This is a genomic window from Nonomuraea sp. LPB2021202275-12-8 (assembly GCF_037044575.1).
Classification (GTDB): domain Bacteria; phylum Actinomycetota; class Actinomycetes; order Streptosporangiales; family Streptosporangiaceae; genus Nonomuraea.
In genome coordinates, this window is sequence record NZ_JBAHWD010000043.1 from 1 (window position 1) to 22,065 (window position 22,065).

General features: G+C 68.9%; 27 protein-coding genes and 2 pseudogenes. 13 read left to right on the forward strand and 16 right to left on the reverse strand.

Annotated features, from left to right (window positions below):
- The first annotated feature begins 245 nt into the window (after positions 1-245).
- Together V5E28_RS43005 and V5E28_RS49810 are read left to right on the forward strand one after the other, a co-directional pair.
- Positions 246-458 carry an IS3 family transposase gene (locus V5E28_RS43005; RefSeq protein WP_336215822.1) on the forward strand — a complete coding sequence of 71 codons (213 nt, stop codon included), beginning with the start codon at positions 246-248 and terminating at the stop codon, positions 456-458.
- A 54-nt stretch (positions 459-512) separates the two neighbouring features.
- Positions 513-845: pseudogene (locus V5E28_RS49810) on the forward strand (DDE-type integrase/transposase/recombinase); the annotation flags it as partial.
- A gap of 304 nt (positions 846-1,149) precedes the next feature.
- On the opposite strand, the gene V5E28_RS43020 reads toward V5E28_RS49810, so the two are convergent.
- Complete coding sequence (locus V5E28_RS43020; protein WP_336215824.1) at positions 1,150-1,713, reverse strand: TetR/AcrR family transcriptional regulator; 564 nt, start codon at positions 1,711-1,713, stop codon at positions 1,150-1,152.
- The gene (locus V5E28_RS43025; RefSeq protein ID WP_336215825.1) at positions 1,710-2,675 is read right to left on the reverse strand and encodes an SDR family NAD(P)-dependent oxidoreductase; all 966 of its coding nucleotides are present in this window, start codon (positions 2,673-2,675) and stop codon (positions 1,710-1,712) included. Before V5E28_RS43025 ends, V5E28_RS43020 begins: the two co-directional genes overlap by 4 nt.
- Before the next feature lie 163 nt (positions 2,676-2,838).
- On the opposite strand from V5E28_RS43025, the gene V5E28_RS43030 reads away from it, so the two are divergent.
- Both V5E28_RS43030 and V5E28_RS43035 read left to right on the forward strand, forming a co-directional pair.
- The gene (locus V5E28_RS43030) at positions 2,839-3,156 is read left to right on the forward strand and encodes a hypothetical protein (protein ID WP_336215826.1); all 318 of its coding nucleotides are present in this window, start codon (positions 2,839-2,841) and stop codon (positions 3,154-3,156) included.
- The gene (locus V5E28_RS43035) at positions 3,153-3,824 is read left to right on the forward strand and encodes a hypothetical protein (protein WP_336215827.1); all 672 of its coding nucleotides are present in this window, start codon (positions 3,153-3,155) and stop codon (positions 3,822-3,824) included. Before V5E28_RS43030 ends, V5E28_RS43035 begins: the two co-directional genes overlap by 4 nt.
- A gap of 216 nt (positions 3,825-4,040) precedes the next feature.
- Here the strand turns inward: V5E28_RS43035 and V5E28_RS43040 are convergent, their stop codons facing one another.
- Together V5E28_RS43040 and V5E28_RS43045 are read right to left on the reverse strand one after the other, a co-directional pair.
- The gene (locus V5E28_RS43040) at positions 4,041-4,433 is read right to left on the reverse strand and encodes a hypothetical protein (RefSeq protein ID WP_336215828.1); all 393 of its coding nucleotides are present in this window, start codon (positions 4,431-4,433) and stop codon (positions 4,041-4,043) included.
- Between the two features lie 61 nt (positions 4,434-4,494).
- Entirely contained in the window at positions 4,495-4,824 is a 330-nt protein-coding gene (locus tag V5E28_RS43045) for a tyrosine-type recombinase/integrase (protein ID WP_336215927.1), read from the reverse strand.
- A 570-nt stretch (positions 4,825-5,394) separates the two neighbouring features.
- Between V5E28_RS43045 and V5E28_RS43050 the strand changes: the two genes are divergently transcribed.
- The 3 genes from V5E28_RS43050 to V5E28_RS43060 all read left to right on the forward strand — a co-directional run bounded on the left by V5E28_RS43050 (position 5,395) and on the right by V5E28_RS43060 (position 7,931).
- On the forward strand, positions 5,395-6,042 hold the full coding sequence (locus V5E28_RS43050; RefSeq protein WP_336215829.1) for a hypothetical protein: 648 nt from the start codon (positions 5,395-5,397) through the stop codon (positions 6,040-6,042).
- Between the two features lie 664 nt (positions 6,043-6,706).
- Positions 6,707-6,970, forward strand: a complete 264-nt coding sequence (locus V5E28_RS43055; RefSeq protein WP_336215831.1) for a hypothetical protein — start codon at positions 6,707-6,709, stop codon at positions 6,968-6,970.
- A 40-nt stretch (positions 6,971-7,010) separates the two neighbouring features.
- Positions 7,011-7,931 (forward strand): phosphotransferase, encoded by a 921-nt coding sequence (locus tag V5E28_RS43060; protein WP_336215832.1) that lies wholly within the window; start codon positions 7,011-7,013, stop codon positions 7,929-7,931.
- A gap of 143 nt (positions 7,932-8,074) precedes the next feature.
- On the opposite strand, the pseudogene V5E28_RS43065 reads toward V5E28_RS43060, so the two are convergent.
- A pseudogene (locus tag V5E28_RS43065) lies at positions 8,075-8,605 on the reverse strand (Tn3 family transposase); the annotation flags it as partial.
- Positions 8,606-8,767: 162 nt separating this feature from the next.
- On the opposite strand from V5E28_RS43065, the gene V5E28_RS43070 reads away from it, so the two are divergent.
- Positions 8,768-9,292, forward strand: coding sequence for an RICIN domain-containing protein (locus tag V5E28_RS43070; protein WP_336215833.1), 525 nt, complete (start codon positions 8,768-8,770; stop codon positions 9,290-9,292).
- Positions 9,293-9,459: 167 nt separating this feature from the next.
- On the opposite strand, the gene V5E28_RS43075 is transcribed toward V5E28_RS43070, so the two are convergent.
- Positions 9,460-9,939, reverse strand: a complete 480-nt coding sequence (locus V5E28_RS43075) for a tyrosine-type recombinase/integrase (protein ID WP_336215834.1) — start codon at positions 9,937-9,939, stop codon at positions 9,460-9,462.
- A 472-nt stretch (positions 9,940-10,411) separates the two neighbouring features.
- Between V5E28_RS43075 and V5E28_RS43080 the strand changes: the two genes are divergently transcribed.
- A complete protein-coding gene (locus V5E28_RS43080) occupies positions 10,412-10,588 on the forward strand; it encodes a hypothetical protein (protein WP_336215836.1) in 177 nt (58 codons plus the stop codon).
- 488 nt (positions 10,589-11,076) lie between these two features.
- On the opposite strand, the gene V5E28_RS43085 is transcribed toward V5E28_RS43080, so the two are convergent.
- From V5E28_RS43085 to V5E28_RS43095, 3 genes are read right to left on the reverse strand one after another with little or no spacing between them, the layout of a single operon-like run.
- A complete protein-coding gene (locus V5E28_RS43085; protein ID WP_336215837.1) occupies positions 11,077-11,316 on the reverse strand; it encodes a hypothetical protein in 240 nt (79 codons plus the stop codon).
- Positions 11,313-11,573, reverse strand: a complete 261-nt coding sequence (locus tag V5E28_RS43090) for a hypothetical protein (RefSeq protein ID WP_336215838.1) — start codon at positions 11,571-11,573, stop codon at positions 11,313-11,315. The genes V5E28_RS43085 and V5E28_RS43090 overlap by 4 nt, the downstream gene beginning before the upstream one ends.
- A gap of 18 nt (positions 11,574-11,591) precedes the next feature.
- Positions 11,592-11,888 carry a DUF6247 family protein gene (locus tag V5E28_RS43095; RefSeq protein ID WP_336215839.1) on the reverse strand — a complete coding sequence of 99 codons (297 nt, stop codon included), beginning with the start codon at positions 11,886-11,888 and terminating at the stop codon, positions 11,592-11,594.
- Between the two features lie 246 nt (positions 11,889-12,134).
- Here V5E28_RS43095 and V5E28_RS43100 point away from each other — a divergent pair, with 246 nt between their 5' ends.
- The gene (locus tag V5E28_RS43100) at positions 12,135-12,380 is read left to right on the forward strand and encodes a hypothetical protein (RefSeq protein WP_336215841.1); all 246 of its coding nucleotides are present in this window, start codon (positions 12,135-12,137) and stop codon (positions 12,378-12,380) included.
- Between the two features lie 80 nt (positions 12,381-12,460).
- Here V5E28_RS43100 and V5E28_RS43105 read toward each other — a convergent pair whose 3' ends face one another.
- Complete coding sequence (locus tag V5E28_RS43105) at positions 12,461-13,243, reverse strand: hypothetical protein (RefSeq protein ID WP_336215842.1); 783 nt, start codon at positions 13,241-13,243, stop codon at positions 12,461-12,463.
- Positions 13,244-13,359: 116 nt separating this feature from the next.
- On the opposite strand from V5E28_RS43105, the gene V5E28_RS43110 reads away from it, so the two are divergent.
- Positions 13,360-14,472: a hypothetical protein gene (locus V5E28_RS43110; protein WP_336215843.1), complete on the forward strand. Its 1,113-nt coding sequence runs from the start codon at positions 13,360-13,362 to the stop codon at positions 14,470-14,472.
- A 360-nt stretch (positions 14,473-14,832) separates the two neighbouring features.
- Entirely contained in the window at positions 14,833-16,080 is a 1,248-nt protein-coding gene (locus tag V5E28_RS43115; protein ID WP_336215844.1) for a hypothetical protein, read from the forward strand.
- Between the two features lie 246 nt (positions 16,081-16,326).
- Here V5E28_RS43115 and V5E28_RS43120 read toward each other — a convergent pair whose 3' ends face one another.
- The 4 genes from V5E28_RS43120 to V5E28_RS43135 all read right to left on the reverse strand — a co-directional run bounded on the left by V5E28_RS43120 (position 16,327) and on the right by V5E28_RS43135 (position 19,382).
- Positions 16,327-17,082, reverse strand: a complete 756-nt coding sequence (locus V5E28_RS43120) for a GntR family transcriptional regulator (protein ID WP_336215846.1) — start codon at positions 17,080-17,082, stop codon at positions 16,327-16,329.
- Entirely contained in the window at positions 17,079-17,894 is an 816-nt protein-coding gene (gene trpA, locus V5E28_RS43125) for a tryptophan synthase subunit alpha (protein WP_336215848.1), read from the reverse strand. Before trpA ends, V5E28_RS43120 begins: the two co-directional genes overlap by 4 nt.
- Positions 17,891-19,096, reverse strand: a complete 1,206-nt coding sequence (gene trpB, locus V5E28_RS43130) for a tryptophan synthase subunit beta (protein WP_336215850.1) — start codon at positions 19,094-19,096, stop codon at positions 17,891-17,893. The genes trpA and trpB overlap by 4 nt, the downstream gene beginning before the upstream one ends.
- Before the next feature lie 151 nt (positions 19,097-19,247).
- Complete coding sequence (locus tag V5E28_RS43135; RefSeq protein WP_336215852.1) at positions 19,248-19,382, reverse strand: hypothetical protein; 135 nt, start codon at positions 19,380-19,382, stop codon at positions 19,248-19,250.
- 96 nt (positions 19,383-19,478) lie between these two features.
- Between V5E28_RS43135 and V5E28_RS43140 the strand changes: the two genes are divergently transcribed.
- Complete coding sequence (locus V5E28_RS43140; RefSeq protein WP_336215853.1) at positions 19,479-19,853, forward strand: VOC family protein; 375 nt, start codon at positions 19,479-19,481, stop codon at positions 19,851-19,853.
- A 421-nt stretch (positions 19,854-20,274) separates the two neighbouring features.
- On the opposite strand, the gene V5E28_RS43145 is transcribed toward V5E28_RS43140, so the two are convergent.
- Both V5E28_RS43145 and V5E28_RS43150 read right to left on the reverse strand, forming a co-directional pair.
- Complete coding sequence (locus V5E28_RS43145; RefSeq protein ID WP_336215854.1) at positions 20,275-20,610, reverse strand: hypothetical protein; 336 nt, start codon at positions 20,608-20,610, stop codon at positions 20,275-20,277.
- A gap of 221 nt (positions 20,611-20,831) precedes the next feature.
- The gene (locus tag V5E28_RS43150; RefSeq protein ID WP_336215855.1) at positions 20,832-21,782 is read right to left on the reverse strand and encodes a ferritin-like domain-containing protein; all 951 of its coding nucleotides are present in this window, start codon (positions 21,780-21,782) and stop codon (positions 20,832-20,834) included.
- Positions 21,783-22,065 lie beyond the last annotated feature (283 nt).

Sequence of the window (22,065 nt, forward strand, 5' to 3'; positions counted from 1 at the left end):
AGCTAGCCCGGCTGCGGAAGCGGGTCGCCGAGCTGGAGATCGAGAAAGAGATCCTCCGCAAGGCGGCCGCCTATTTTGCGAAGGAGATGGATCGTTGATCAGCCGCTTCAGGTTCATCTCCGCCCACGCCACCTACGGCATCGCGCGGCTGTGCAGGGTGTTGAACGTTGGCCGCAGCGCCTTCTACGCCTGGCGCAAGCGGGAACCCCCCCCGTCAGACCCGGGCGGCCGAGGACGCGCGGATCGTGGCGAAGATCCGGGCGTTTCACACCGGCTCGGATGGGACCAGCGGCTCGCCCCGGATCACCGCTGACCTGCGCGAGGACGGGGAGATCGTCAACGTCAAGCGGGTCGCCCGGCTGATGCGCCAGGCGGGCATCGTCGGCCTGCACCTGCGTAAGGGCAGGCGGACCACGATCCCTGATCAGAGCGCTGCGCCCGTTCCCGACCTGCTCTAGCGCGACTTCAGCCCGGGCGCGGTCGACGAGCGGTGGTGCGGCGATATCACCTATCTGCCGGTCGGTGACTCGTGGCTGTACCTGGCCACGGTCATCGACATCGGCTCACGCCGGCTGATCGGCTGGTCGATCGCCGGCCATCTGCGCACCGAGCTGATCAGCGACGCGCTGACGGCGGCGGTGCGAGCCCGTGGCGGACGCGCCGCCGGCGTGATCTTCCATGCCGACCGCGGCTGCCAGTACACCTCGGCCGAATTCGCCGCGCTGTGCACCACCAACGGCATCCGTCGATCCAGCGGAAGGACGGGGACATGCCTGGACAACGCCCTCGCCGAGGCGTTCAACGCCACCCTCAAACGCGAACTGCTGCACGGCAAGGGCAAGCGCCGCTGGAACGACGAGGCCGACGCCCGCACAGAGATCTTCCGGTGGATCGCTCGTTACACCACCGACGACGACACTCGGCGATCGGGAACCTTCCCCCAGCCGTCTATGAAGATCGGCTTGCTAGAATGGCCGCACTGGCTGCATGAAACCGGGTGTCCACGCCCCGGGGGGAACGTCAGCCCGAGCCGAAACCCAGCTCCTGCGGCAGAAACTCCCACGGGATCGCGGTGTAGAGCACGAACAAGATCCCTCACAACGCCTTACGGTCATCCAAGTTGGGCGGTCACGGCCCTGTACATGTCGCCTATCGGCCGTGCAGAAGACCGATCAGGAATTCCATGCCCGACCTTGTGTCGATGCCCGACTCAGAGCGGAGGCGCCCGCTGGCGGCGGCGGCGATCAGGCCGTGAGTGGCCGCAAAGAGGACGACTGCGAGGGTGTTGCCAGGAGAGGCGGGGAGAACAGCGCCTGCCTGACAGTCTTCGACGATGTCGCTGAATGCACCCAGCGCACTGTTGGCGGCATCTGTCAGGCGACCGCCTTGCGCGGCTATCTCGGGGCTGGCGAACAGCAGGTGATAGTGCGCCGGACGGTCCTGGCTGAAACGGATGAGGACGTCAAGTGCGCTGAGCAGGCGCTCCGCCGGCTTTTCGGGTGACGTCCGGATCTGCGCCCAGTTGTCTGTCAGAGCCGTGAAATCGGCTACGGCAACCTCAGCGAGCAGGGCGTCACGGCTAGTGAAGTGCTTGTAGGGTGCATTGTGCGAGACCCCTACCGCGGCGGCGACTGCGCGGAGTGTGACCGCGGCCTCACCACCCGCATCGAGCAGTTCCGCCGCAGCGGAGACGAGTCGTTCGGCGGTGTTCATCGCAGGCACGCGGGTTCCTCGTTCGCGGTCAGGTGGACAAGTTGCTTCGAGTCGTCCCACAACTTCCGCGCACGTCGCTTGTCATAGGACAGCTGCGCCGATCGCACAGCGGAGAGATTCCCGTCATTGGCCTGGAAATACTCGCCGGAACGGTCCGCGTAGTCGGGATCGGTCGCGAGCGCAGCCAATGATGCGCCGGAGAATTCCATATCCGACGTGATGACGCCGATGCGCTTGGACACCCCCTTCATCACAGGCGTGCCCGAGATCCACTGGACCGGTTTCGGCATCCCCCGCAAGAATGCGGTCTCCGGCACGGAACCCGGGTCGAAGGCGATCGAGACCACCGAGCTGTCAGACCTGCGCAGCCGCCGGTCCAGCTCGTAGGAGTACATCACCGTGCACAGCTTGGAGGAGGAGTAGCGCTTCCCCGCGCTCAGCGCCTTGACGCCGTTCTTGCCGTTGTTCGCCAGTGCCGTGGCGTCCGGCTCGACGGCGGCCCCGACCAGCTTGCCGTCGGTTGACTGCGAGTCGTGGGTGCCGCTGGCGGTGTAGACGACCCTGCCCCCCTCGACGAGGCTCGCAAGCAGCAGCTCGACGAGCAGGAAGTGCCCGAGGCAGTTGGTGGCGAAGGTCGTCTCGTATCCGTCGGGACTGTAGGAGACGTCCCCGTCGAAACGGCCACCGGCGTTGCAGAGGATCGCGTCGAGCGGTTCGATCTCGCCGGCCTCACGCATCTTGTGGAGCTGCGCGGCGGCAGCCCGGACCGACGCGAGTGATGATGTATCGAGCGTCAGCATCGTCACGGACGCTCGATAGCGCGCACGCAGCTCATCCGCGGCCGGCTGCATGCGCCCAGAGCTTCGTCCGGCAAGCACGATGTCGTTGCCCTTGGCGGCGAGCTGACGCACAGCGGCGAGACCGATGCCTGAATGTCCGCCTGTGATCAGGATTGTGGGCATGAATAGTCACCTCCAGGTTGACAGTGACAACCTTACCCCTCGGGTGGACACCGTCAACCTGAGGAGCTCCTGCGAAGCGGCGAAGTGACGTGGGGCTCCCATCGCTATCAACTCAGAGTCATTCATGTGTTACAGGCGAGAATATTTCACTCTTCTGCAGTTCATGATCGTTCTCAGCGCCAACCGCGCCGAGCGGGAGGCCTATGCCGCACAAGCCCGCGAAGCCGGCGAGGGCTCGCAGGCCGAGGCGTCCATGGACGTCTTCAACGCCATGGCCGAGATCCGCATGGCTGCCTCGCGGGCGCTGGCGTTGCTGAGCAAGCAGCAGATCAACTTCACCACGGACCGCGCCGAGGCCATAGCAGAGTTGTGTGACGGCGCCGAGGCGGCGATCGCCGCCGTCCGGGACATGGCCACTGGCGCTGCTCTGGACGACGCCGTGCTCGCGGCTTTCATGGACGAGAACGGGAAATTCCTGTGAGCCGACGCCGTGATGAGAGGGGCTGGACCCGCGCCGAGACCGACGTCGCAGAAGTGATGATCTGGCTGCGCTGCAACCACGGGCGCGAGGTCAGCTACGCCGACATCGCCGCCGGCGTCGAGATCCCTGACGGTCACCGGCTGCGGCAGGCCGTCCGCGTCGTCCGCGTGATCGCGGCCAACCGGGGCGACCGCCTGGAACGGTTCATGCCCTCAGCCGACCCCTCCCGGCGCGGCCCTGACCGGCGGCGGGTCTTTGTCACCCGCTACATGCGCTCCGGGCACGGCGACGAGTTCAGCGCCCGCGACGCCATGTCCGCCGCACGAACCGCGATGACCGCGACGAAGGACATGCGCCGCGCCACCACCTTCGAGGCCGCCAACCCCCACTCCATCGCCCGCCAGGAGTTCGCCACCATGGCCCAAGCCGCCGACGAGTGCATCACCAAGGTCGCCGGCATCGACACACTCGGCCCGCAGGCGGTCATCCGAGAACACCAGCCTGCTCACCCAGATGATCGCCGACCTCGAAGCCAGGCTCACCGAGTCGACGGCAGGCTGACCAGGACCGCCACCGGGCCATGGCAGCCGGTCCCCGGACCCGCCCACCGCGTGCAGGCGGGTGCGGTCGTTGCCGACGTTGAGGTTGGCCGCCACGTGCCCCCTTGACCTGCGGCTCGCAGCCGCCGAGCGCGACCAGCATGGCGCGGTGGTCGCGGCGATGTACCTACGCCGGGCCTTGTGAAGGACTCGGACATGTGCCGTGCGCGGTGGGGGCCGCCATCGCCGTCACGGTGGCGTGACCACGGGCTCGAAGGTCCCCTCCCCAACCTCATGACAGCGGAGGGGAGGGGCATCCTCGCCGACAGCCGTTCTCGGTGACGCTCAGAGGATGGTCACGATCACCTCATGGCAGGGGTTGAGGTTGAAGTATCCGCCTTGTGGCACGGTGTCAGTGCGGAGGTGCTGCCCTGGGTAGGGCAGGTTGTAGTAAGCGAACCGGGCTGAGCGCGCGGGCGTGGTGGAGAATGCGACGATTGGGTTGTTCACCTCGCCCCTTATCGACTGCCCGTAGGGATAGATATTGCCGTAAAGGTTGTTGTACCTGAGGTAGTAGGTGACCGCGAGGTTGGGCCTGCTCGTCGTGGTGATAGAAACTCTGCCCCAGCATGGCTCCGCGTTGGCCGCGGTGGCTCCCGCGACGACCAGCGGCACGGATAAGAGTGGGGCGGAAAGCGCCAGCAGCAGTTTACGCCGCGCCGTTTTGAACTGAATCATTCGAAGTGTCCCCAATCTCCTGTCTGATGATGTCGAACCTAGAAGAGCAATTAAACGTCCCCTATGGCCTGGCCGGAAGCTGCGTCCCGCCGCCATGCCTTATCACGTAGCGGCTGACCGCCTCCACAGTGCGGGGTTCGTGCAGGTCGACGACCCGTTCGGTGCGGGACTTGCCGCGGGCTCCGTGGGGATGGTCATCGCGTTTGCGAATCGTCACCCGCCGCCGCCCATAGGAGATGTCCTCCAGATGGAGCGACAGCACCTCGCCCGGGCGCAGGCCACCGTCCAGCATCAGCAGCAGCATCGCCAGATCCCGCAGCCGCTTCAGCCCGACAGCAGCGCTTCCAGATCCGGCTCGTCCATCGGCCGGGGTAGCCTGCGCGATGGTTATCTAGGATTCTTGGCTTCCTCTCCCAGCTCAGAGCGTTCTGATCTTGTCAGGCACGTAAGGCATGTCGACCGATCTTGAAGGCATGTTGCATGGAGGGCCTAGCCAGGTGTTTCGGCTGACCGCACGGTGGCGGCGAGGTCAACGCGACGGTCGTGCAATGGTTACTCGACACCACTCCGCACTCCCGCGTGCCCCGCTCTATCCGCGACCGTCATCCGTCCTCGGGCAGAGCCGACCCGGGCCCTCGGAGCCGCCGCCACCGCTCCGCCCGTTCGCGGTCGGCCCGTGCGCGTGCCACCTTCACGTACTCCGCGGCCCGCAAAGCGCGGACCCGGGCGGCGCGGGCCCGCTCCGCCGCGCTCCACCGGGAAACTACGAGGTCGCAGGTGGTGAGCGTCGAGAACTCGTGCCGAGAATCAACGTCGGTAAACGGGTCGGTGAGCGGATTCCGACAGGCATCGGCGCGCTGTCCTGACCTGTGGATACACCCCTATTTTGCGTTCTATGACACCGACCCGAGCGGAGGGCCTCTCCCACCGACCTGTCACAGGCGGCCAGTAGCCTCTCGCCATGCAGACAGCGCTGATGATCTACGACGGCCCCGCACCGGCCGATTCCGACGTCCCGCGTACCGGGGGCGTGCCGCTGGCTCCGGCCGGATTCGCCTGGCCCGTGTGCGGCTGCGGAGGGCCGCTGCAGTTCTTCGCCCATCTCCCCGTCGAGGGCGCTGTCCTGTCGGTGTTCGTGTGCCAGAACGACCCTGGCGCGTGCGAATTCTGGGAGGCGACCTCCAGCGCGAGCCGGGTCTATCTGTTTCCCCGGGAGGAACTGCTACCAGTGGCCGTGCCCGAGGCGGGTGTGACGCTGCTGCCCGCCACCTCGGCCATCCGCACTCATGTCGTGACGATCGACCCCGAGGAGGCCGGCGACGACGAAGGGATCGAGCCTGACGCGTACGACCTTGCACGCTCGGGATGGAAAAGGGAACCCGAAGACCGATTCGGGAAGCAGCGCGAAGTGCTCGGGTCGCTCGGAGGCAGCCCTTCCTACCTTGAGGACGACCGACTGCCCGTGTGCCCCTCCTGCACCGGCACGATGGAGTTCGCGGCACACCTGGAGGAGGGGATGTCCGCGGAGACGGCGATGAACCTTGGCGGTCAGCTGGGCTACATCTTCGTCTGCCGCACTTGTCGCGAGGGATCCTTCCTCACGGACTGAGGGCCACCTGCGAGGGTCACTGACGGTGACGCTGTCGCCGGTTCGAGACGCCGCAGAGCGCCCCTGGGGCGGAACCAGCGCCGCCCGTTCGCGGCGTCGCGACACAGGGGTGGGGCGAGTGCGGCGGTGCGGTAGGGGAGCAACTTCGGGGCGAGAGCCGCGGTGAGGACGGTGCCGCCGAGCGAGCGCGGTGCCGACGGCGGAACCGAGGTACGCGGCCGGGCTGTTGAGAGCGACCGCGGGCGGCGACTGCCCGGGCTGGGCAGTCGTCAGAGCCTGACCAGGTGCCCGTTCCCGGTTCCCGTCCCGTCGGCCGTACCCATCGTCTGGAAGACTTCCTCCTCCCGAACGTGTCCTCAGCCGCCAACTAGCGACGCGGTCCTGTTCTCGGAAGTGCCGAGCTGGGGTTCGCCTCTCAGCCGTACATGTTCTCGGAAGTCTTGGCCATCTCCGCTTCCGAGAACACGATCTTCTCGGAAGTCCGATGACCTGCGCGGACCAGCCCACTTTGGGGCTGGGGCCGCGTTCGGGAGGAGAACGCCTGATCGCCGAGATGGAAGCCCGACTCACCGAGCCGGCAGCAGGCTGACCAGGGCCGCCTCCCCGTGTCCTGTCAGCCGCCCCGGACACGCCTCGCAATCCGACGACCAGTCAGGAGCCCATCGTGACCCCGCTCGAACACACCCTCGCCAAAGCGCTTACCGAGATCGTCATCTGGCTTGATCACAGCAATCACGACGACATCACGCCCGAGGCCACAATCAAGTTGCTGGAGCCGGTGGTCATCCTCCTGGAGGGCCTCTCCGACCAGGACCGGCAAGCCCTCGCCGACCTGATCAACCAGTTCGCGCAGGAAGAAACCGACCCTGACCGGCAGCTGACCGCCTGGGAAGCGCCCGAAACCCTGGCCCTCCTGGCCCGAGACTGAGGGATCTGGGTCCCTCATCATCCGGCTAATGTTGCTCCGCATGACGCACACCGAGATCGAGATCACCGCGGAGTTGGTGCGGGGTCTGCTGCGCGACCAGCACCCCGACCTGGCCGATTATCCGGTGAAGCTCGGCGCGCGGGGCTGGGACAACCAGCTCTGGCGGCTCCGCGACGACCTCGCCGTCCGGTTGCCCTGGGCGACGCAGGACGCGGACGCGCTGCTGCGCAAGGAGCACACCTGGCTGCCCGCCCTCGCCCCGCGGCTCCCGCTGCCGGTTCCCGTCCCGCAACGCCTCGGCGAGCCCTCGCCGCGGCTTCCACGCCCCTGGATTGTCACCACCTGGATGCCAGGCGAGCCCGCCGACCGCGCCCCCGTCACGCGCGGCGCGAAGGCGGCCATCGCCCTGGCCGCCTTCCTGACGGCACTGCACCAACCCGCACCCGATGAGGCGCCCGCCGGCCGCTTCGGCCGCGGAGCACCGCTGGCCGACTGCTCTGCGGGGTTCGCCAAACAGCTCGCCGAGGCCGCCGAGAGGGGGCTCATCGCCGACCCCGACGCCGTCCGCGCGGTCTGGGACGACGCCGCCGCCGCGCCCGACTGGGCGGGCCCGGCGCTCTGGCTCCACGGCGACCTGCATCCGGCCAACATCCTCACCGCGGACGGTACCCTCTGCGGCGTGATCGACTTCGGCGACCTCTTCGCCGGAGATCCGGCCTGCGACCTCGCCGCCGCCTGGAGCCTGCTGCCGGACGACACCGCTGACCTCTTCCACGCCGCCTACCAGCCGGCCCCGGAGGCCGCGACCCTGCGCCGCGCCCGCGGATGGGCAGTGCTCCGCGCCCTCAGCGGCCTCCTCATCGGCGACGCTGGCGTCCACGGCCGGCCAGGCGGCAAAGCCACCTGGGGCCCACCCGCCCACGCCGCATTGCAACGCCTCATCGCAACAGCCCAGCGCTGATCGATCACACTCGCATACCTTCGCGCCGGACCCACCATGCTCGGCATGCTGGGGTCTACTTGCCATACGTGAAAGAAGAGATCATCGTCCTCTGAGCTGCTGAAATGATTCCACAACCCTAGATAACGATCGAACAGCGGCGAAAGTCCTCCTTTGTCGGCGTCGGTCAGCTTCTTCTGCCAGGCGGGGTCCTTGAGGACGGACTGGACGAGCAGGGTGTTGATGAAGACCAGCGCGGACTGCAGCAGGTGCAGGCTGAGCATGGAGACCTCCTGATGCTCCTTGTCGCTGCCGGGGATGGTGCCGGCGCTGCCGTAGAACAGGTCGGTGTTGCCGGAGTTCCAGTTCTCCACGACCTGCAGGCCCTCGTGGATCTCGCGGCGCAGCTCTGGGGCGGCGACGTACTCGGCGACGAACACGCTCTTGACCGCCTTGCCGAGTTCCTCGATGGCCTTGTAGGTGGGGTGTTTGGGGCCGCCGCGGGTGAAGCGGCGCAGCACTTGCTCGGCCTCGGCCGTGCCCAGCCGCAGGGCGGTGGCGTATTTCACCATCTGGTCGTACTGCTGAGAGATGATCTCCCAGTCGATCGGTGGAGTTGACCCGGTTTGGTAGACACCTGATCTCTGAGGAACCCTGGTTCCCGGAAGAAGGAGTCCACTGTGCCGAAACGGCATCCCGGGGCGGGGGTCACCGAGCGCAAGATCGACGATCGTGTCGCCGGCCCCCTGGGACCGGGACACTGCGGTGCCTCACCGCTGCCATCGCGTCCGCTAAGGGCATCCGCTGTATTGGCGACGAAGCTCAATCCCTGATTTCACTGATCCCATGGAGGGTCAATGCACATCTCCTCGGTAAAGAAAATCGCCGTCGCCGCTGCCGCCGCGGCGACGGCGTTCGCCGCGACCATCACGCTTCTGCCCCCGGCGGCGTCCGCCGCGAACATGGGGCCTGGCACCGGCATCTTGCGGAGCTGGGCGACGGGAAGGTGCCTGGACAGCAACCACGCCGGTCACGTATACACCCTGCCCTGCCAAGACGGGAACGGGTATCAGATATGGGTTGAGACAGGTTTTTGGACGACGGCGGGCCGTTTAGGTCTGGGGTTCAGAAACAAAGCCACCGGCCTGTGTTTGGCCACGAACGCGCCGGGAGCGCTTTACACCACCACATGCACTGAATTTGGCAATTGGACGATGTACTGGGATATCTGGGGGCGCCCGCGCCCAGGCACCCAAGCGCCTTCGCGGGTCTTTGTCTTCACGCATGGGACAACGAATCAGTGCCTCGACAGCAACCACGCCGGTAACGCGTATACGCACGCGTGCGGAAGCAACTACCAGGACTGGAAGGACGGTATGTGACCCGTGTTCCTGGGTCGTTGACCGCCGACCGGCCCGAAGCACACCGCGCGGTAGAGCGAGCCGGACCGGCTAGGGCTGAGCTTCGTCGGCGACCCCACGGGCGTGCAGCACCTGAACGGCCGCCATCTATCATGTTTCTGCAGGTAAATAGGGATGGGAGAGGGCGTCTACTCGGGGAACTGGTCGATGACGCCGTCGTAGGTTTCCTGGGCGGGCCCGAGCGCGATCTTGGAGTAGATCTCCAGCGAGGTGCGGCTGGCGTGGCCGGAGTAGGGCTGGATGAGGGCGTCGTCGATGCCTTGGGACTTGAGCCAAGTGAACAGGAAGTGCCGCAGGCGGTGGGGCGGCATGTTGTGCTGCAGGCCGGCTTTGGCGGCGTAGCGGGCGAGCATGGCGCGCACGCTGCGGGTGGAGTACGGCTTCTTCCACGACGACTCGAACAGGAAGGCCGCGCCCTTGTCGCGTGCGGCGGAGATGTGCAGGGCGAGGACCTCTTTGAAGTGCGCGGGGAAGGGGACGGTGCGGTCTTTTCCGCCTTTGCCCTGGGTGATGCGGATACGGCAGGCGTCCAGGTCGACATCGTCGATGCGGATCTTCACCAGTTCGGCGACGCGGACGCCGGTGTAGAGCAGGGTCTTGATGAGCACGATGTCGCCAGTCCGGCGCGCGGCCCATACGGTGGTGTAGTAGCTGCGGATCTCGGCCTCGGCCGCTGATCGCCGGGACGCCCGGGGGCGGGGGAGTGGTCATAATGAGACTGGACCCGGTGCGCACACCCCCTTTCGGAGAGGCCCATGACCGACGCTGCGGCGTCCAGCAAGCGCTATCACGGCGGCGCCCTTCCGGAGCCGGTGGGGGAGTGGCCGCCGCGCGCGGATGAGTATCGGACGCGGCCGTGTGGCGGCGAGCGGGTGTGCCCGTGGCGGGCCGATGCCGACCTGACCGCGTTCTCTGTTGAGGACATGCTGCGGCTGCAGCGCGCTCAGCAGGGCGTGATGCGCCGCACCGACAGCACCGAGGCCGACGTCGCCCGGCTCAACCGCGCCCCGCGGATGGCCTGCCACAAGGATCAGCCCGATACCGCGCATCCGATGCGGTTGTGCGCGGGGCTGGCTGGCCGTGGTCGGCCCCGACCACATCGGCGTGCGGCTCAGCATCACCGACGGCACTTTGCCCGCCGAAGCCGTCGATCCCGACACCCGCGACTGGCCCGACCTGCACACCTCCCTCGCCCAGCTGCTCGCTCGCCGCCAGGAGCAACTGGCCGCCCGAGGCCCTGCCGGAGCCGGCAGATGACCGCCGTGGCGTCGGCACCACCGGCCCCGCCAAATGTGGCGGTGGCCGTTCGCGGCCGAGTATGCGGGTGGCAGCGACCAGGTCTCCGATGTTCTTGTCAGTGGCCATGCTCGCGGTAGTGCTGGGTTGCCCCGCTCTGTTCACCTCGCGTGGGTCGATCACCATGCGCCAGGGCGAGGTAGTCACTTCTTGCGTGGCCGGCCTCGCCGTCCTGGCTGCCATCCGGCCATCCGCAGACTCGCGGCCAGCAACGCCACGGTGGACATGTACAGGCAATTCACGCCAATGGCCAGCGGTTTGGGCACTGGCCCACTTCAAGCTGGTAGGGCAGGCGCCGCCATGTCAGGGATGCCGTTCACGAACGCCTCCGCCAGCCCCAAACCCGGATGGAGCTGGCGGAGGCGTTACACGCCGACAGAGCGCCGGCAGACGGATGAGGACGACGCCCCGATCACGCGACGGCTATGCGGGCCGCGGCGGGTGGTCACTCACTTCGCCTCGTACTGGGCGAGCGCAGCCCGGCCGTCCGTGGTCAGGGCCAGCAGCTTGCCCTGGCCGGAGACCATCTCGCCGACGAGCTCAGCCCACCCATGTCGGTTGACGATCGCGTCGAACGTCGTGCGAAGAATGCCCGATCGACGCGGGCTCGTGGCCAGGTACCAGACCTCTTCGTCGCGGATGCGCGCCAGCACCGCGGCCTGCGCCTTGGACGGCAAGGGTGCGCTCATCGGACTTCACCCGCCCACGTCACGTCGAAAATCCTGATCAGCCGGGCGGGCTCGTCCACAAAGAACGAGATCAACCCGTGCCCCTGCCCGAACGTCGTGCGGCGGTAGCGGGGATCGTTACCGTCGGCGATCCGAGCGTCCCAGGGCTCCTCCACCAGGTCGACGACCCGGGCCACAAGCGCGTCCAGGGCCACGCCGGGCAGGTCCTTCATCTGCGCCAGGGCGGCAGCGTGCAGGTCGACACCGTAGGTGCTCAACAGATGCTCAACAGGTGCTCAACGCTGTTGAGTGGGCCAGCCGGGGATGGCCGCCGCGACCTCACCGGCCGAGACGAACCCCTCGCCCGTCTTCGCCGCCCGCGCCCGCTCGGCGTAGGCGGGGTCGGCCGCGGCGACGGCGTACAGGGACCACTCGGCCAGCAGCTCACGTAGCTGCCGGTAGCGCCACGTCTCGTGGGCCTGGTCGACCGCGCGATGGTACTGCGCCAGGAAGCGCTGCCGGTCGGCCTCGGGCAGCTGGGCGAGGATGTCGTCGGGATCCGGCTCGATGTGGTCGACAGGCTGAGCGCTCACGTATTCAGCCTACTGGCGTGCCAGGGCGGGCCGGGGATCCCTTCCCGACGAAACGATCGGATGGAGCGGCCCGCGCGCATTCTCGACGCTTTGACAGGCGGCTTGACCGGCACTCTTCACGGAGCGTGCTTGCCATACTCCGCAGAGTGCGCGCATCATGCTGGGATGAACAAGGTGGGATCTTGGTTACAAACGTTGTGGCGAGGCGGCGACGGGTCTTCCCGGGACGAAACTCCGCATGGGCCGGTGGAGCTGTTCGCGGTGCAGACGCTGTACGACCAGTACGGGCGTGACATCTACGCGCGCGCGGCCGTCGACGCGGCCTTCAGCGCGGCGATCAGTGACCTCGCGGCGGAGATCCGGGAGGACCTGAAGCGAGAGGGGCCGCGGGTGGGCAAGCTGCTCACCGATAAGACGGCCCTGACCTTCTATCTGATGGGCCATACCCACGTCGTGCTGGCCTGCCTGCTGGAGACGGCCTTTGGGGAGTAATGGACCGATCAGTGGCGCCAGCGTGTGCAGGAAACTGCACACTCGTTTGCGTCTGGCCGCGCCTATGGGAGCGGCACAGCTCAGCGGCGCTCGAAGGGATTGATTCCCCACGGATCGTGGTGCGGCTCGCCGCGCTCGCGCAGCTCGGTCTGGTAGGCCCGCCAGATGTCGGCCTCCGTCAGCGGTATCGGGGCGCGATGGCGCAGCGCTCCGGATCGGGCCCGTTCGCGGTACCTGCGGTTGAAGGCGGCATACGACAGACCCGGCTCAGCCAGGCGGCGGCGCTGTTCAGCGCGCCGGTCGCCGATGATGGCGGCCTGGTCCAGGTCGGCCACCGTGCGGGCCCGGGCCAGCTCGTCGATGTCGTAGGCGATCCGGCGCAGCACCGCGGCCACTCGGGCCAGGTCCACCCCGACGTGGTAGGCATCCTCGTCATCGGCCGGACGCAGGTTCACCACCGGGGGGAACCCGTCGCCGGCGAGCTGGTCGACCCATTCGGCGCACTCCAGCACCCAACGCACCTCATCGACCAGGCGCTCGGCGATGCTGTCGCGGCCGTCCAGCTCCTCATCATCACTACCAGCGGGATCCTCCGGGGCCGGCCACCCGGCCTGACGCAACTGCGCCAGCGCCGCCTCCAGCTCCGGCAGCGGCGCGGCCGCCGTGGCGATCTGCTGGATGCGCGAGGGCGAACGCCCGGCCTCGGCCGCCACCGCCCGCACCGGTAGGCCCTCGGCACGGGCCGAGGCGATGGCCCACTCGTGCTCGATCTCGGCCTGGCGCAACCGCCACGCCGCCCGACGCACCCGGCGCCGCAGCCGTCGCTCCCGCCGTACCTTAGCCCGTAGCTCGTCTCGGTCCACGCCAAGGATCATGCCACCGGCCGCCATCCGGTGTGCAGTTTCCTGCACACGCTGGCGCCACTGATCGGTCCATTACTCCCCGAGGGCCGGTCGCGGTCGCCGGCGCCTTCCTCGCCGTGTCGGAGCCCGGAGTCAGCCCCGCCACCGTCAGGTTGTACGACGTCAACCGCGACCCGGGCAACCCGCTCGGCGAGATCCTCGGCGACGCGGAAGGGCTGCCGCCCCTGGAGGACCTGGCCCTCGCCTACCAAGGGTCGGCGGTGCTGCCGGTGCCGTCCGGCGCCCACCGCTTCGACGCCTGGGACACCACGACCTTCGACCGGGCCCACGCCTACGACGAGAAGGGGCCGGCCGGGCACGACCTGGCCGCCACCGTCGCGGCCAGCGAGAACGGCTACTACGTCGTGGGCGGCTGGAACTCCGCCGCGGGTGACGCGGCGGAGCTCGTGGTCTACGACGCGACCACGAGAGAGGTGATCTACACGGCCGGCCACCAGGGAAAGGCGCTGGTGCCGGGCAGCATCGGCTTCTACGGCATCTACACCTTCGCGGTGCTGAAGGAGCCCGGCACCGGGCGCATGCACCTCTGGCGGCTGCCGTCCGCGCCCTACCACTCCTCGGCCCTGACCCTGACGGCGCCCGCCGAGGCGAACGCGCTCAAGCCGCTGACCATCAGCGGACGGCTCACGCTCAGCACCGGGGCGACCCCCGGCGTGCAGACGCTGGAACTGTACAGCTGGCTCCCCGACGGCACCGACGGGCCCTTCCGGGAGGTCACCACAGCGGCGGACGGGACCTACGAGTTCACCGACACCCCACCGGGCATCGGGGCGTTCAGGTATCGCCTGTCCTGGCCGGGTAACTCCTGGTACTACGGGGCCTACGCGACGGCGACCGTCACGGTGGCCAGGTACGAACCGGCGCTCATCGTGACCGGGCCCGCGACGGGCGCCGTCGGCGAGCTGCTGGAGTTCAGCGGCACCTTTGCCGCCGAGGGCGTCGTCTACCCGCGCACGACGGTCACCGTCAGCCGCAGGGCCGTCGCGCCGGACGGCACCGTCACCACCAAGGGTCAGAAACTGGCCGCCGCCACCGACGGGACGTTCGCCTTCACCGACACGCCGGCCACGGCCGGGAAGCACACCTACACCGTCACGCTGGTCGGGAGCTCGACCGTCAAGGGAACGAGCACCAATCACGTGGTCACCGTCGTCGAGCCGGCGGGATAGCGTCCGAGGGAGCCGGGGCCTACCTCTCGTAGGCCCCGGCGATGGCCGGCCGCGGCGGCGCGCAGGGGGCTCCACCAGGCCGGGCAGCTCGCGGGCGCCGCGCGGACAGCACGATGCCCAGCGCAGCGACGGGCCGCCCGGCCACGACCACCGGAGCGGCGGCCGAGCACGAGCCAGCCGTGAAATCTACGCGGCTAGTCCCACATAACCACGGTGGCACGGACCTGAGCACCGGGCCTAAGTGTGCGCTACTTGCGGGAATTCTGCATTCTCGCAAGTAACTGCTCACCTCTGGCCACGCAACAGAAGTTAATTTCTGATTTTCATTTTCTAGAAAATCAGAAATGCTAAGCTCCTCCCGTGACTGCTGAGACCGGCACGGTTACGCCGTGCAAGCACTGTGGAGCGCCGATCGAGCAGCGACGGGGGAGAGGCCGTCCGAAGGCTTACTGCCCCGAAGGCGACTGCCAGGCTGCTGCCAAGCGGGAGCGGGAGCTGCGGCGGGCGACGCCTGGGCTGGAAGGGGCGCTGGCCAGGGCCGAGCAGTTGTACGAGCGGATGGAGAGCGGGCTCGCCGCCGCGATCGAGCCGCTGGCGCAGGCGTTGTCCGACGAATTGAGCCCTGCCGGGGTGGAGGCCAGGCTGAGTGCCGTGCAGGCCGAGGCGCACACGCGGGTCGCCATCGCGCGTACCGAGCGGGAGCAGGCGTTCGAGCAGGTACGGCTGGCGCGTGAGGCCGCCGAGCACGCACGCCGGCAGACGGGGGAGATGCGGGTGCGGCTCGAGGAGGCGGAGGCTGAGCGGGACAATGCCCTCGGCGATGCCGAAAGGGCGCGGGAGCAGGCGCTGGCCGCGTTGCGGGAGGCGGCCAGCACCGAGCGGCAGGCTCTCCAGGCCGCCGAGGAGGCCGGCCGGCGCGCGGAGGTGGCCGAGCAGCGGGCGGAGGAGGCTGTACGGCGCGTCGAGCTGACGGAGCGGGCCAGGGATCAGGCCGTTCAGGAGCTGGCGGAGCGGGTGGAGGTGGCCGAAGCTCGTACCGGAGAGGCGCGGGCGCAGGCCGTACGGGCTGAGGAGGACGCCGCGCAGGCACGGGCGGAAAGCGAGCGGGCGCGCGAGGAGGTGGCGGCGGCCGTCAGCGCTCGTGAGCGGGCCGAGCGGGACGTCGCCGCGGCGGCGGCCACGGCGGAGGCGGCGGGGCGGGAGCGCGACCGTGCCGTGGCACGGGCTGAGAGCGCCGAGCGGTCGGCAGCCGAGGCGCAGCGGGAGCGCGCCGTGGCCCTCAACGAGGCGGCGAAGGTGCGTGAAGCAGCGGCTGCCGAGGTCGCGCGGGTGGAGGAGAGCAGGCGGCGAGAGCTGGCGAGCGCGGCTGAACGGCTCGCGGCCGTGGAGAAGGAGGCGGCGACCGCGCTCTCCGATGAGCGGGGGAGGGGCGAGGGGGAGAGGGAGAGGGCGGAGGCCGCCGTTCGCGAACGGGACCAGTTGCTGCTCGACGTGCGGCTGGAGCGAGCACGGCTGGAGGACGCGCGTGCCGAGTTGGAGACGATGCGCGCGGAGGCCGAGCGGCTGCGGGAGCGGGCGGTCGCGGCGGAGTTGCGCAACAAGTCTTGAGTTCGGATGCGGGGTTGAGGAAGCGGCGGACGGCCGTTGGCGCCGCTAACGATCATGGACCCTACCGAGTGTGATCGCGCAGTCGAGGGCCGAGGCTCGACGCCGTGGCGCGGTTCTGCCGTCAGCGGCTCGCGGCGTACAAGGTCCCCCTGTGCGTTCGAGAGCGAGGGCGAGTCCCCCAGGAACGCGACGGGCGAGGTCCGCAAGAACCTGCTCGTCGCCTTGGGATGGACCGCGCACAGGTTCTCAGCTGGTGGCGCCCCAGGTGAGAGAGAGGCCGGTGGCGGCGCGTTCGGTGCGGATCTCCATCATGCTGCCGAGGATGGTGGCATGGTCGGACACCACGGGTGTGGCGTCGAGCGTGTAGGTGATCCGGGTGCTGACGAGCACCGGGCTGCCCTGCGGCTCGTGGAGGTGGCGGGCGGCGGCGGGGTCGAGCAGACCGGGCCGGACCACCTCGGACGCCCGGGCGACCGTCACTCCCGCGTCGGCGAGGGCCGTGTAGAGGGAGACGGCGGTGAAGTCGTGGTCGCGGATCTGGTCGGCCACCGGCCGGCGAACCCAGGACACCTGGTGTACGGCGGGACGTCCCGCGAACTCGCGGACCCGCTCCAGCCGCAGGGCGGTGTCGCCGGGACGCAGCCGCAGCTCCGCGGCGATCCGGGCGGGGGCCCGGCGCACCGCCCGCCCGGCCACCGCGGTGCGCACGTCGTGGCCCTGTTTACGCAGGTCGTCGACCAGGCTGCGGAGCGAGTCGAGCTGGTACGCCAGGTGGGGCGGGGCGACGAACGTGCCCCTGCCGGGCTGCTGCACGATCAGCCTCTCGTCGCTGAGCTCCCGCAGCGCCTGGCGCAGCGTCATGAGGGTCACCCCGTAGGAGGCGCTCAGCTCCCGTTGCGGCGGCAGGGCCTCACCGGGAGCGTAGTCTCCCGACCGGATCTTCGCGGCGAGGTCGGCGGCGATGGCGCGGTATCTCGCCTCGTGCCCGGCGTCGGGGGTCATCGTGGTAGGTCACACTCCTGGTCGAGGGCTTGCCGCAGGGTCGCGAGGAAGGCCCGCAGGTCGTCCGGCCCAGCCCCGTCGAGCACCCGTCGCATGACCGCGGCGCCGACCACCACGCCGTCGGCGTGCCGGCGGGCTTCGCGTGCCTGGTCCGGGGTGGAAATGCCAAATCCTAGCAAGACCGGCCGGTCGGTGACGCGCCTGATCCGCTCGGTGAGCTCCGCCGCCGAAGCGGCGAGGGCGGCCCGCTCCCCGGTGGTGCCCATCAGCGACACCGCGTAGACGAATCCGCGGCTGCGGCACGAGATCTCCGCCAGCCGCGGCTGCGGCGTCGCCGGCGACGCCAGCAGGACCAGCTCGATCCCAGCGGCGGCCGCCATGTCCGTGAGCTCGTCCGCCTCGTGCACCGGCAGGTCGGGCACGATCAGGCCGTCGACGCCGGCCCGGCGCAGCGCGGCGCAGAACGCCTCGAGGCCGTCGTGCAGCACCAGGTTGTAGTAGGTGCTGGCGACCAGCGGCACGCCCAGGTCCGGCATTCCGGACAGGTCGGCGAGGATCCGGCGGGTGCTCGCCCCCCGGGCCAGTGCCGTTTCGCTGGCCTGCTGGATGGTGAGGCCGTCCAGCGTGGGGTCGGAGAAGGGCAGGCCGACCTCGATCGCGTCCGCCCCGGCTGCGGCGAACGCCCGCAGGTAGTCCGTCCAGCCGGGCGTGATCCCCCCGGTGACGTACGGCATGAGCAGGCTGCGGCCGGTGTCCCGGCGGGCACGCAGGTGGCGTTCGACCGCGCCCATGGTCAGGGTGGGGTTCGTCACAGCAGCTCCTTCAGGGTTGAGACATCCTTGTCGCCCCGGCCGGACAACGTCATCATCACCGTCGATCCTGCGGGCAGGTCGCCGCTGCCCGCCGCGTGGATCACCCAGGCGAGGGCGTGCGCAGATTCGAGCGCCGGGACGATGCCTTCGGTACGCGCCAGCCGTACCGCCGCGCCGACCGCCTCGTCGTCGGTCACCGTGACGTAGCGGGCCCGGCCCAGGTCGCGCAGGTGGGCGTGCTCCGGGCCGACTCCCGGATAGTCGAGCCCCGGGGCGATGGAGTGCGCCTGGGTGATCTGCCCGTCGTCGTCCTGCAGGAACAGCGAGCGGCAGCCGTGCAGGACGCCGAGCCGGCCGCGGGCCGCCCCGGCTCCTCCCTCCGCCTCGACACCGACCAGGCGCGCCGGGGTGTCGGCGAATCCGGCGAACGTGCCGGCCGCGTTGGAGCCGCCGCCGACGCACGCGACCACGTAGTCCGGGACGCCGGTCCGCAGCTCGGCGGCGAACTGCCCGCGGGCCTCGTCGCCGATGATCCGCTGGAACTCCCTGACCATCCATGGGTACGGATCCGGTCCGACGACCGAGCCGATGCAGTAGTGGGAGTCGCCGGTCGCGCCCACCCAGTGCCGCATGGCCTCGCTGGTCGCGTCCTTGAGGGTACGGCTGCCCGTGGTCACCGGGACCACCTCGGCGCCCAGCATGCGCATCCGGAAGACGTTCAGCGCCTGCCGCTCGATGTCGCGCTCGCCCATGAACACCGTGGCTTCCAGCCCGAGCAGCGCGGCGGCGGTCGCGGTGGCCACCCCGTGCTGGCCCGCTCCCGTCTCGGCGATCAGCCTGCGCCGTCCCATCCGGGTGGCCAGCAGGGCCTGGCCCAGCACGTTGTTGATCTTGTGGGATCCGGTGTGGGTGAGATCCTCGCGCTTGAGGTACAGCTGCACGCCCAGCGCCTCCGACAGCCGGCGGGCCGGTGTGAGCGGGGTCGGCCGCCCGGCGTGCACGGCGAGCAGCCGCGCCAGGGCGCCGCGGAACCCCGGATCCGCCCAGGCCTCCCGGAACGCCTCGTCCACCTCGCGGCACGCCTCCACCAGGGACTCCGGCGCGTACTGTCCGCCGTACTCGCCGAATCGGCCCCGCGCTCGGGGCTCGCCCATCGTCCCGTCCAGCGGGACTGGCTCACGCCACGGCAACACGTCTCGCATGCCACGCTCCGATCGTTCTATAACTCTGGAAGGAGTTCTATAACAGTGAGTGTGGCACGGGCAGCGTGAACGCGCCACCACCGGTGCTCGGCACGGCAGCCAGGAGGGCCTTCGGCCGCGAATCGCAGCACGCGCGTGCGGATCAGTTCCTTCAGCGGGCCACGAGTGATGAGATCCGGTGGGGGGTCCTCGGGAAGCGTTCGCGGAGCAGACGGGCCAGATCGGCATCGAAGGCGGCGACCTCGGTGTCGGTCAGGGTCGCGCCCACGCCGTTGCAGGTGCGCATGCGGCCGGCTCGCCGCTCCCGGGTGCCCACTGCGTCGCGGCCCTGGGCCGTTTAAGGATTGGCGGCCCGCAGTTGATGCCCCATAGGGTGCCGAGCATGGCTTGTCGCATTTCCGAACTCATAATCCCCTGCAAGGATCCGCAACGGCTGGCGGCGTTCTGGTGCGAAGTGCTGGGCTTCATCGTGCTCGACACCGAGGACGAAGGCGCGGTGGAGATCGGGCCACTGGAAGGGTTCGGCGGGTTGCAGCCGACTCTGGTCTTCAGCCCCACCACCGAGCCCAAGGCGGGCAAGCTGCGGCTGCACTTCGACGTCAACGCCACCGACCGCGATCAGGACGCCGAACTCGAACGCCTCCTGAAGCTCGGGGCGCGCCCGGCCGACATCGGCCAGACCGGCGAGGAGCCCTGGCACGTCCTGGCCGACCCCGAAGACAACGAATTCTGCCTGCTGCGAGCCCGCCTGAGCTGAGCATCGGCCCGCACCGGCAACCGGCGAAACCACACCCTCAGAGCGCGCTCAACGATCAGACCAGAGACCCAGGCTGTCAGATGGCGCTCAGGGCCGGTTCCCTCCTGAGCACACTGGTTGATCGGCTCGTGGCCGAGCTACTCGCGTATCGCCTTAAGAGAAAGGCTGACCGCCCAGCCAGGTGGCGCGCGGCGCGAACGCGAGCCGGAAGTCGAGCCGGTCGACCGGTCCCCGCGGCGGGTGCGCCTGACGCGGGGAGGTATCGCCTCGCCGCGCGAACCGAACAAGCGAAATCCACCACGATCCTTCTCGGCGCCAACGGCTGTCCGCCCGTTCCTCACCCCCCGGGTCCCGCCGGCCTGGCTGGGCATCTGCGAGCTGTTCGCCGTGGAGAGGCGTCGGCGGACGTCACAGGCGCCTCTCACGCGGGCTCACACGCGTGCCCGCAGTGGGGGCACTCCATCTCCGAGGTGCCTTCATGACGTGTGCACGCGCACGGGAAGCAGCCGCAGTAGGTGTCGAGTTCCGGCCATCCGCGGTCGTCACGGATTCTCGCGCCGCCGAAGCTGATGATCTGGAAAGCGCGTGCGTCCGAACCGTCGTTCACGATCTGGATGTGCCATGTGCTTCCGGGGCGGTCGAGAGCCACCCGTACGACGTAGACGTCGAAATTCCTGCGCATCCAGGTGGCCGAGCCCGCGACATGGTTCGCGGCGTCGACGATCGGCTGGGCCTTGGGGAACTCCGTCGCCTCCACCGGGGCCCCATGTTGACTCTGAGGCGGATCAGCGGCGGCTCGGCGTTGCGCTGGCCATCGAGGCCGAAGGCCATGACGCGTAGCGACATCATCCGATCAGAGCAGGATGTCGCGATCTCGACGAAGTCACTGGCTTCCCTGGCAGCCAGCTGCAGCGGAGCTGACGAACTGAGGACCATCCCAGAGTTCATGACGTACCACCTGCCATCCTGTGTCGAGCGCTATTGCTGGTTCCCCACCCAGGTGAAGTCCGGGCGGATGCCGCGTTTGACGAGGTCCTGGCCGGCGAACTTCAGCTCGAACATCGCCGCCACGTCCGGCTCGGCGCCCGGCGTCGTCCAGCAGGACTCCAGGTCGGTCATCAGGTCGGTCAGAATGCGCCGGAACTGCAGCGACAGCTCCGGCTCCGCCGTCGAGGGCTCGAAGTGGTACACCTCGGGCAAGGTGATGGGCGCGCCGCTGTAGCTCCACTGATCATCGGTCTTGATCAGCCGCTTCTGGACGTACAGCTCCTTGAACAGGTAGTAGTGCGCGTGGCTCGTTCTCTCACCGGTGGGCGAGCCGGGCGAGTCGGGGACGCCCTCCCCCTCGCTCTTGATCCGGTCGATCGTCTCGATCGCGTCGGCGACGGTCCGGATCGGTGGCGCGAGGGGGACCTCGACCGCGTGGGCGTCCGGGTCGATCTCCGGGTTGGTCTCCCGGAACGTCTCGATGATCGTGTCGTAGAAGGCGCCGATCGTCGGCGGCGGCGCCGCCGCCATCCGGGCGACAGGCGGGAAGTCCGGGTGCTCGATCTGCATGAACACCGCGATCTGCTCCTTGACCAGCGGCTTAAGGTCGATCGGCAGCTCCTGCGGGATGCCGCCGGGCAGCTCGTCCGCCGGATAGACGGGCAGGAAGTCCGCGTGGGCCACCGACGGCGTGCCGCCCACCGCTGTCAGCAGGTTCCCCGCCAGCGCGAAGTGGTACATCTCCTGGATCACCACCCGGCGCAGGACGGCCCCGGTGCTGTCGGGATCGCGCTTGACCGACCACTGCGCGCACAGGTACGGCGGGATCGTGGCGAACTCCAGCCGCATCGCGAGCTGCAACGCGCCCTTGAGGTCGTCGGGCGAGAGGATGCGCGCCTCGACGTACTCCCTGAGCGTCTTGATGGGAGGAGTCCCCGTCATCACCGGCTTCATGTCTCAACGCCACTTTCAGCTCACCGGGACCGCGAGATTCCGCTGGTCCCAGCGCCCTCGTTCCCACTCTCTCCGACTTCGAGGAGTTTTCCCAGGTCACCGGGGTTCATACGTCGTCATTGTTTTGCCGATTTCTGGAACGCGACCGGCCGTCATTCCCGCCGAGTTGGGAATCACGGCCGTTTGCCGCATGTGAGGAGTCCCATCGTCAGGAATGGTGGGGTCCCGCATTCTCGTCTGCGGCAGTGGGGGAGTGTGTTGGTTCAAGTAC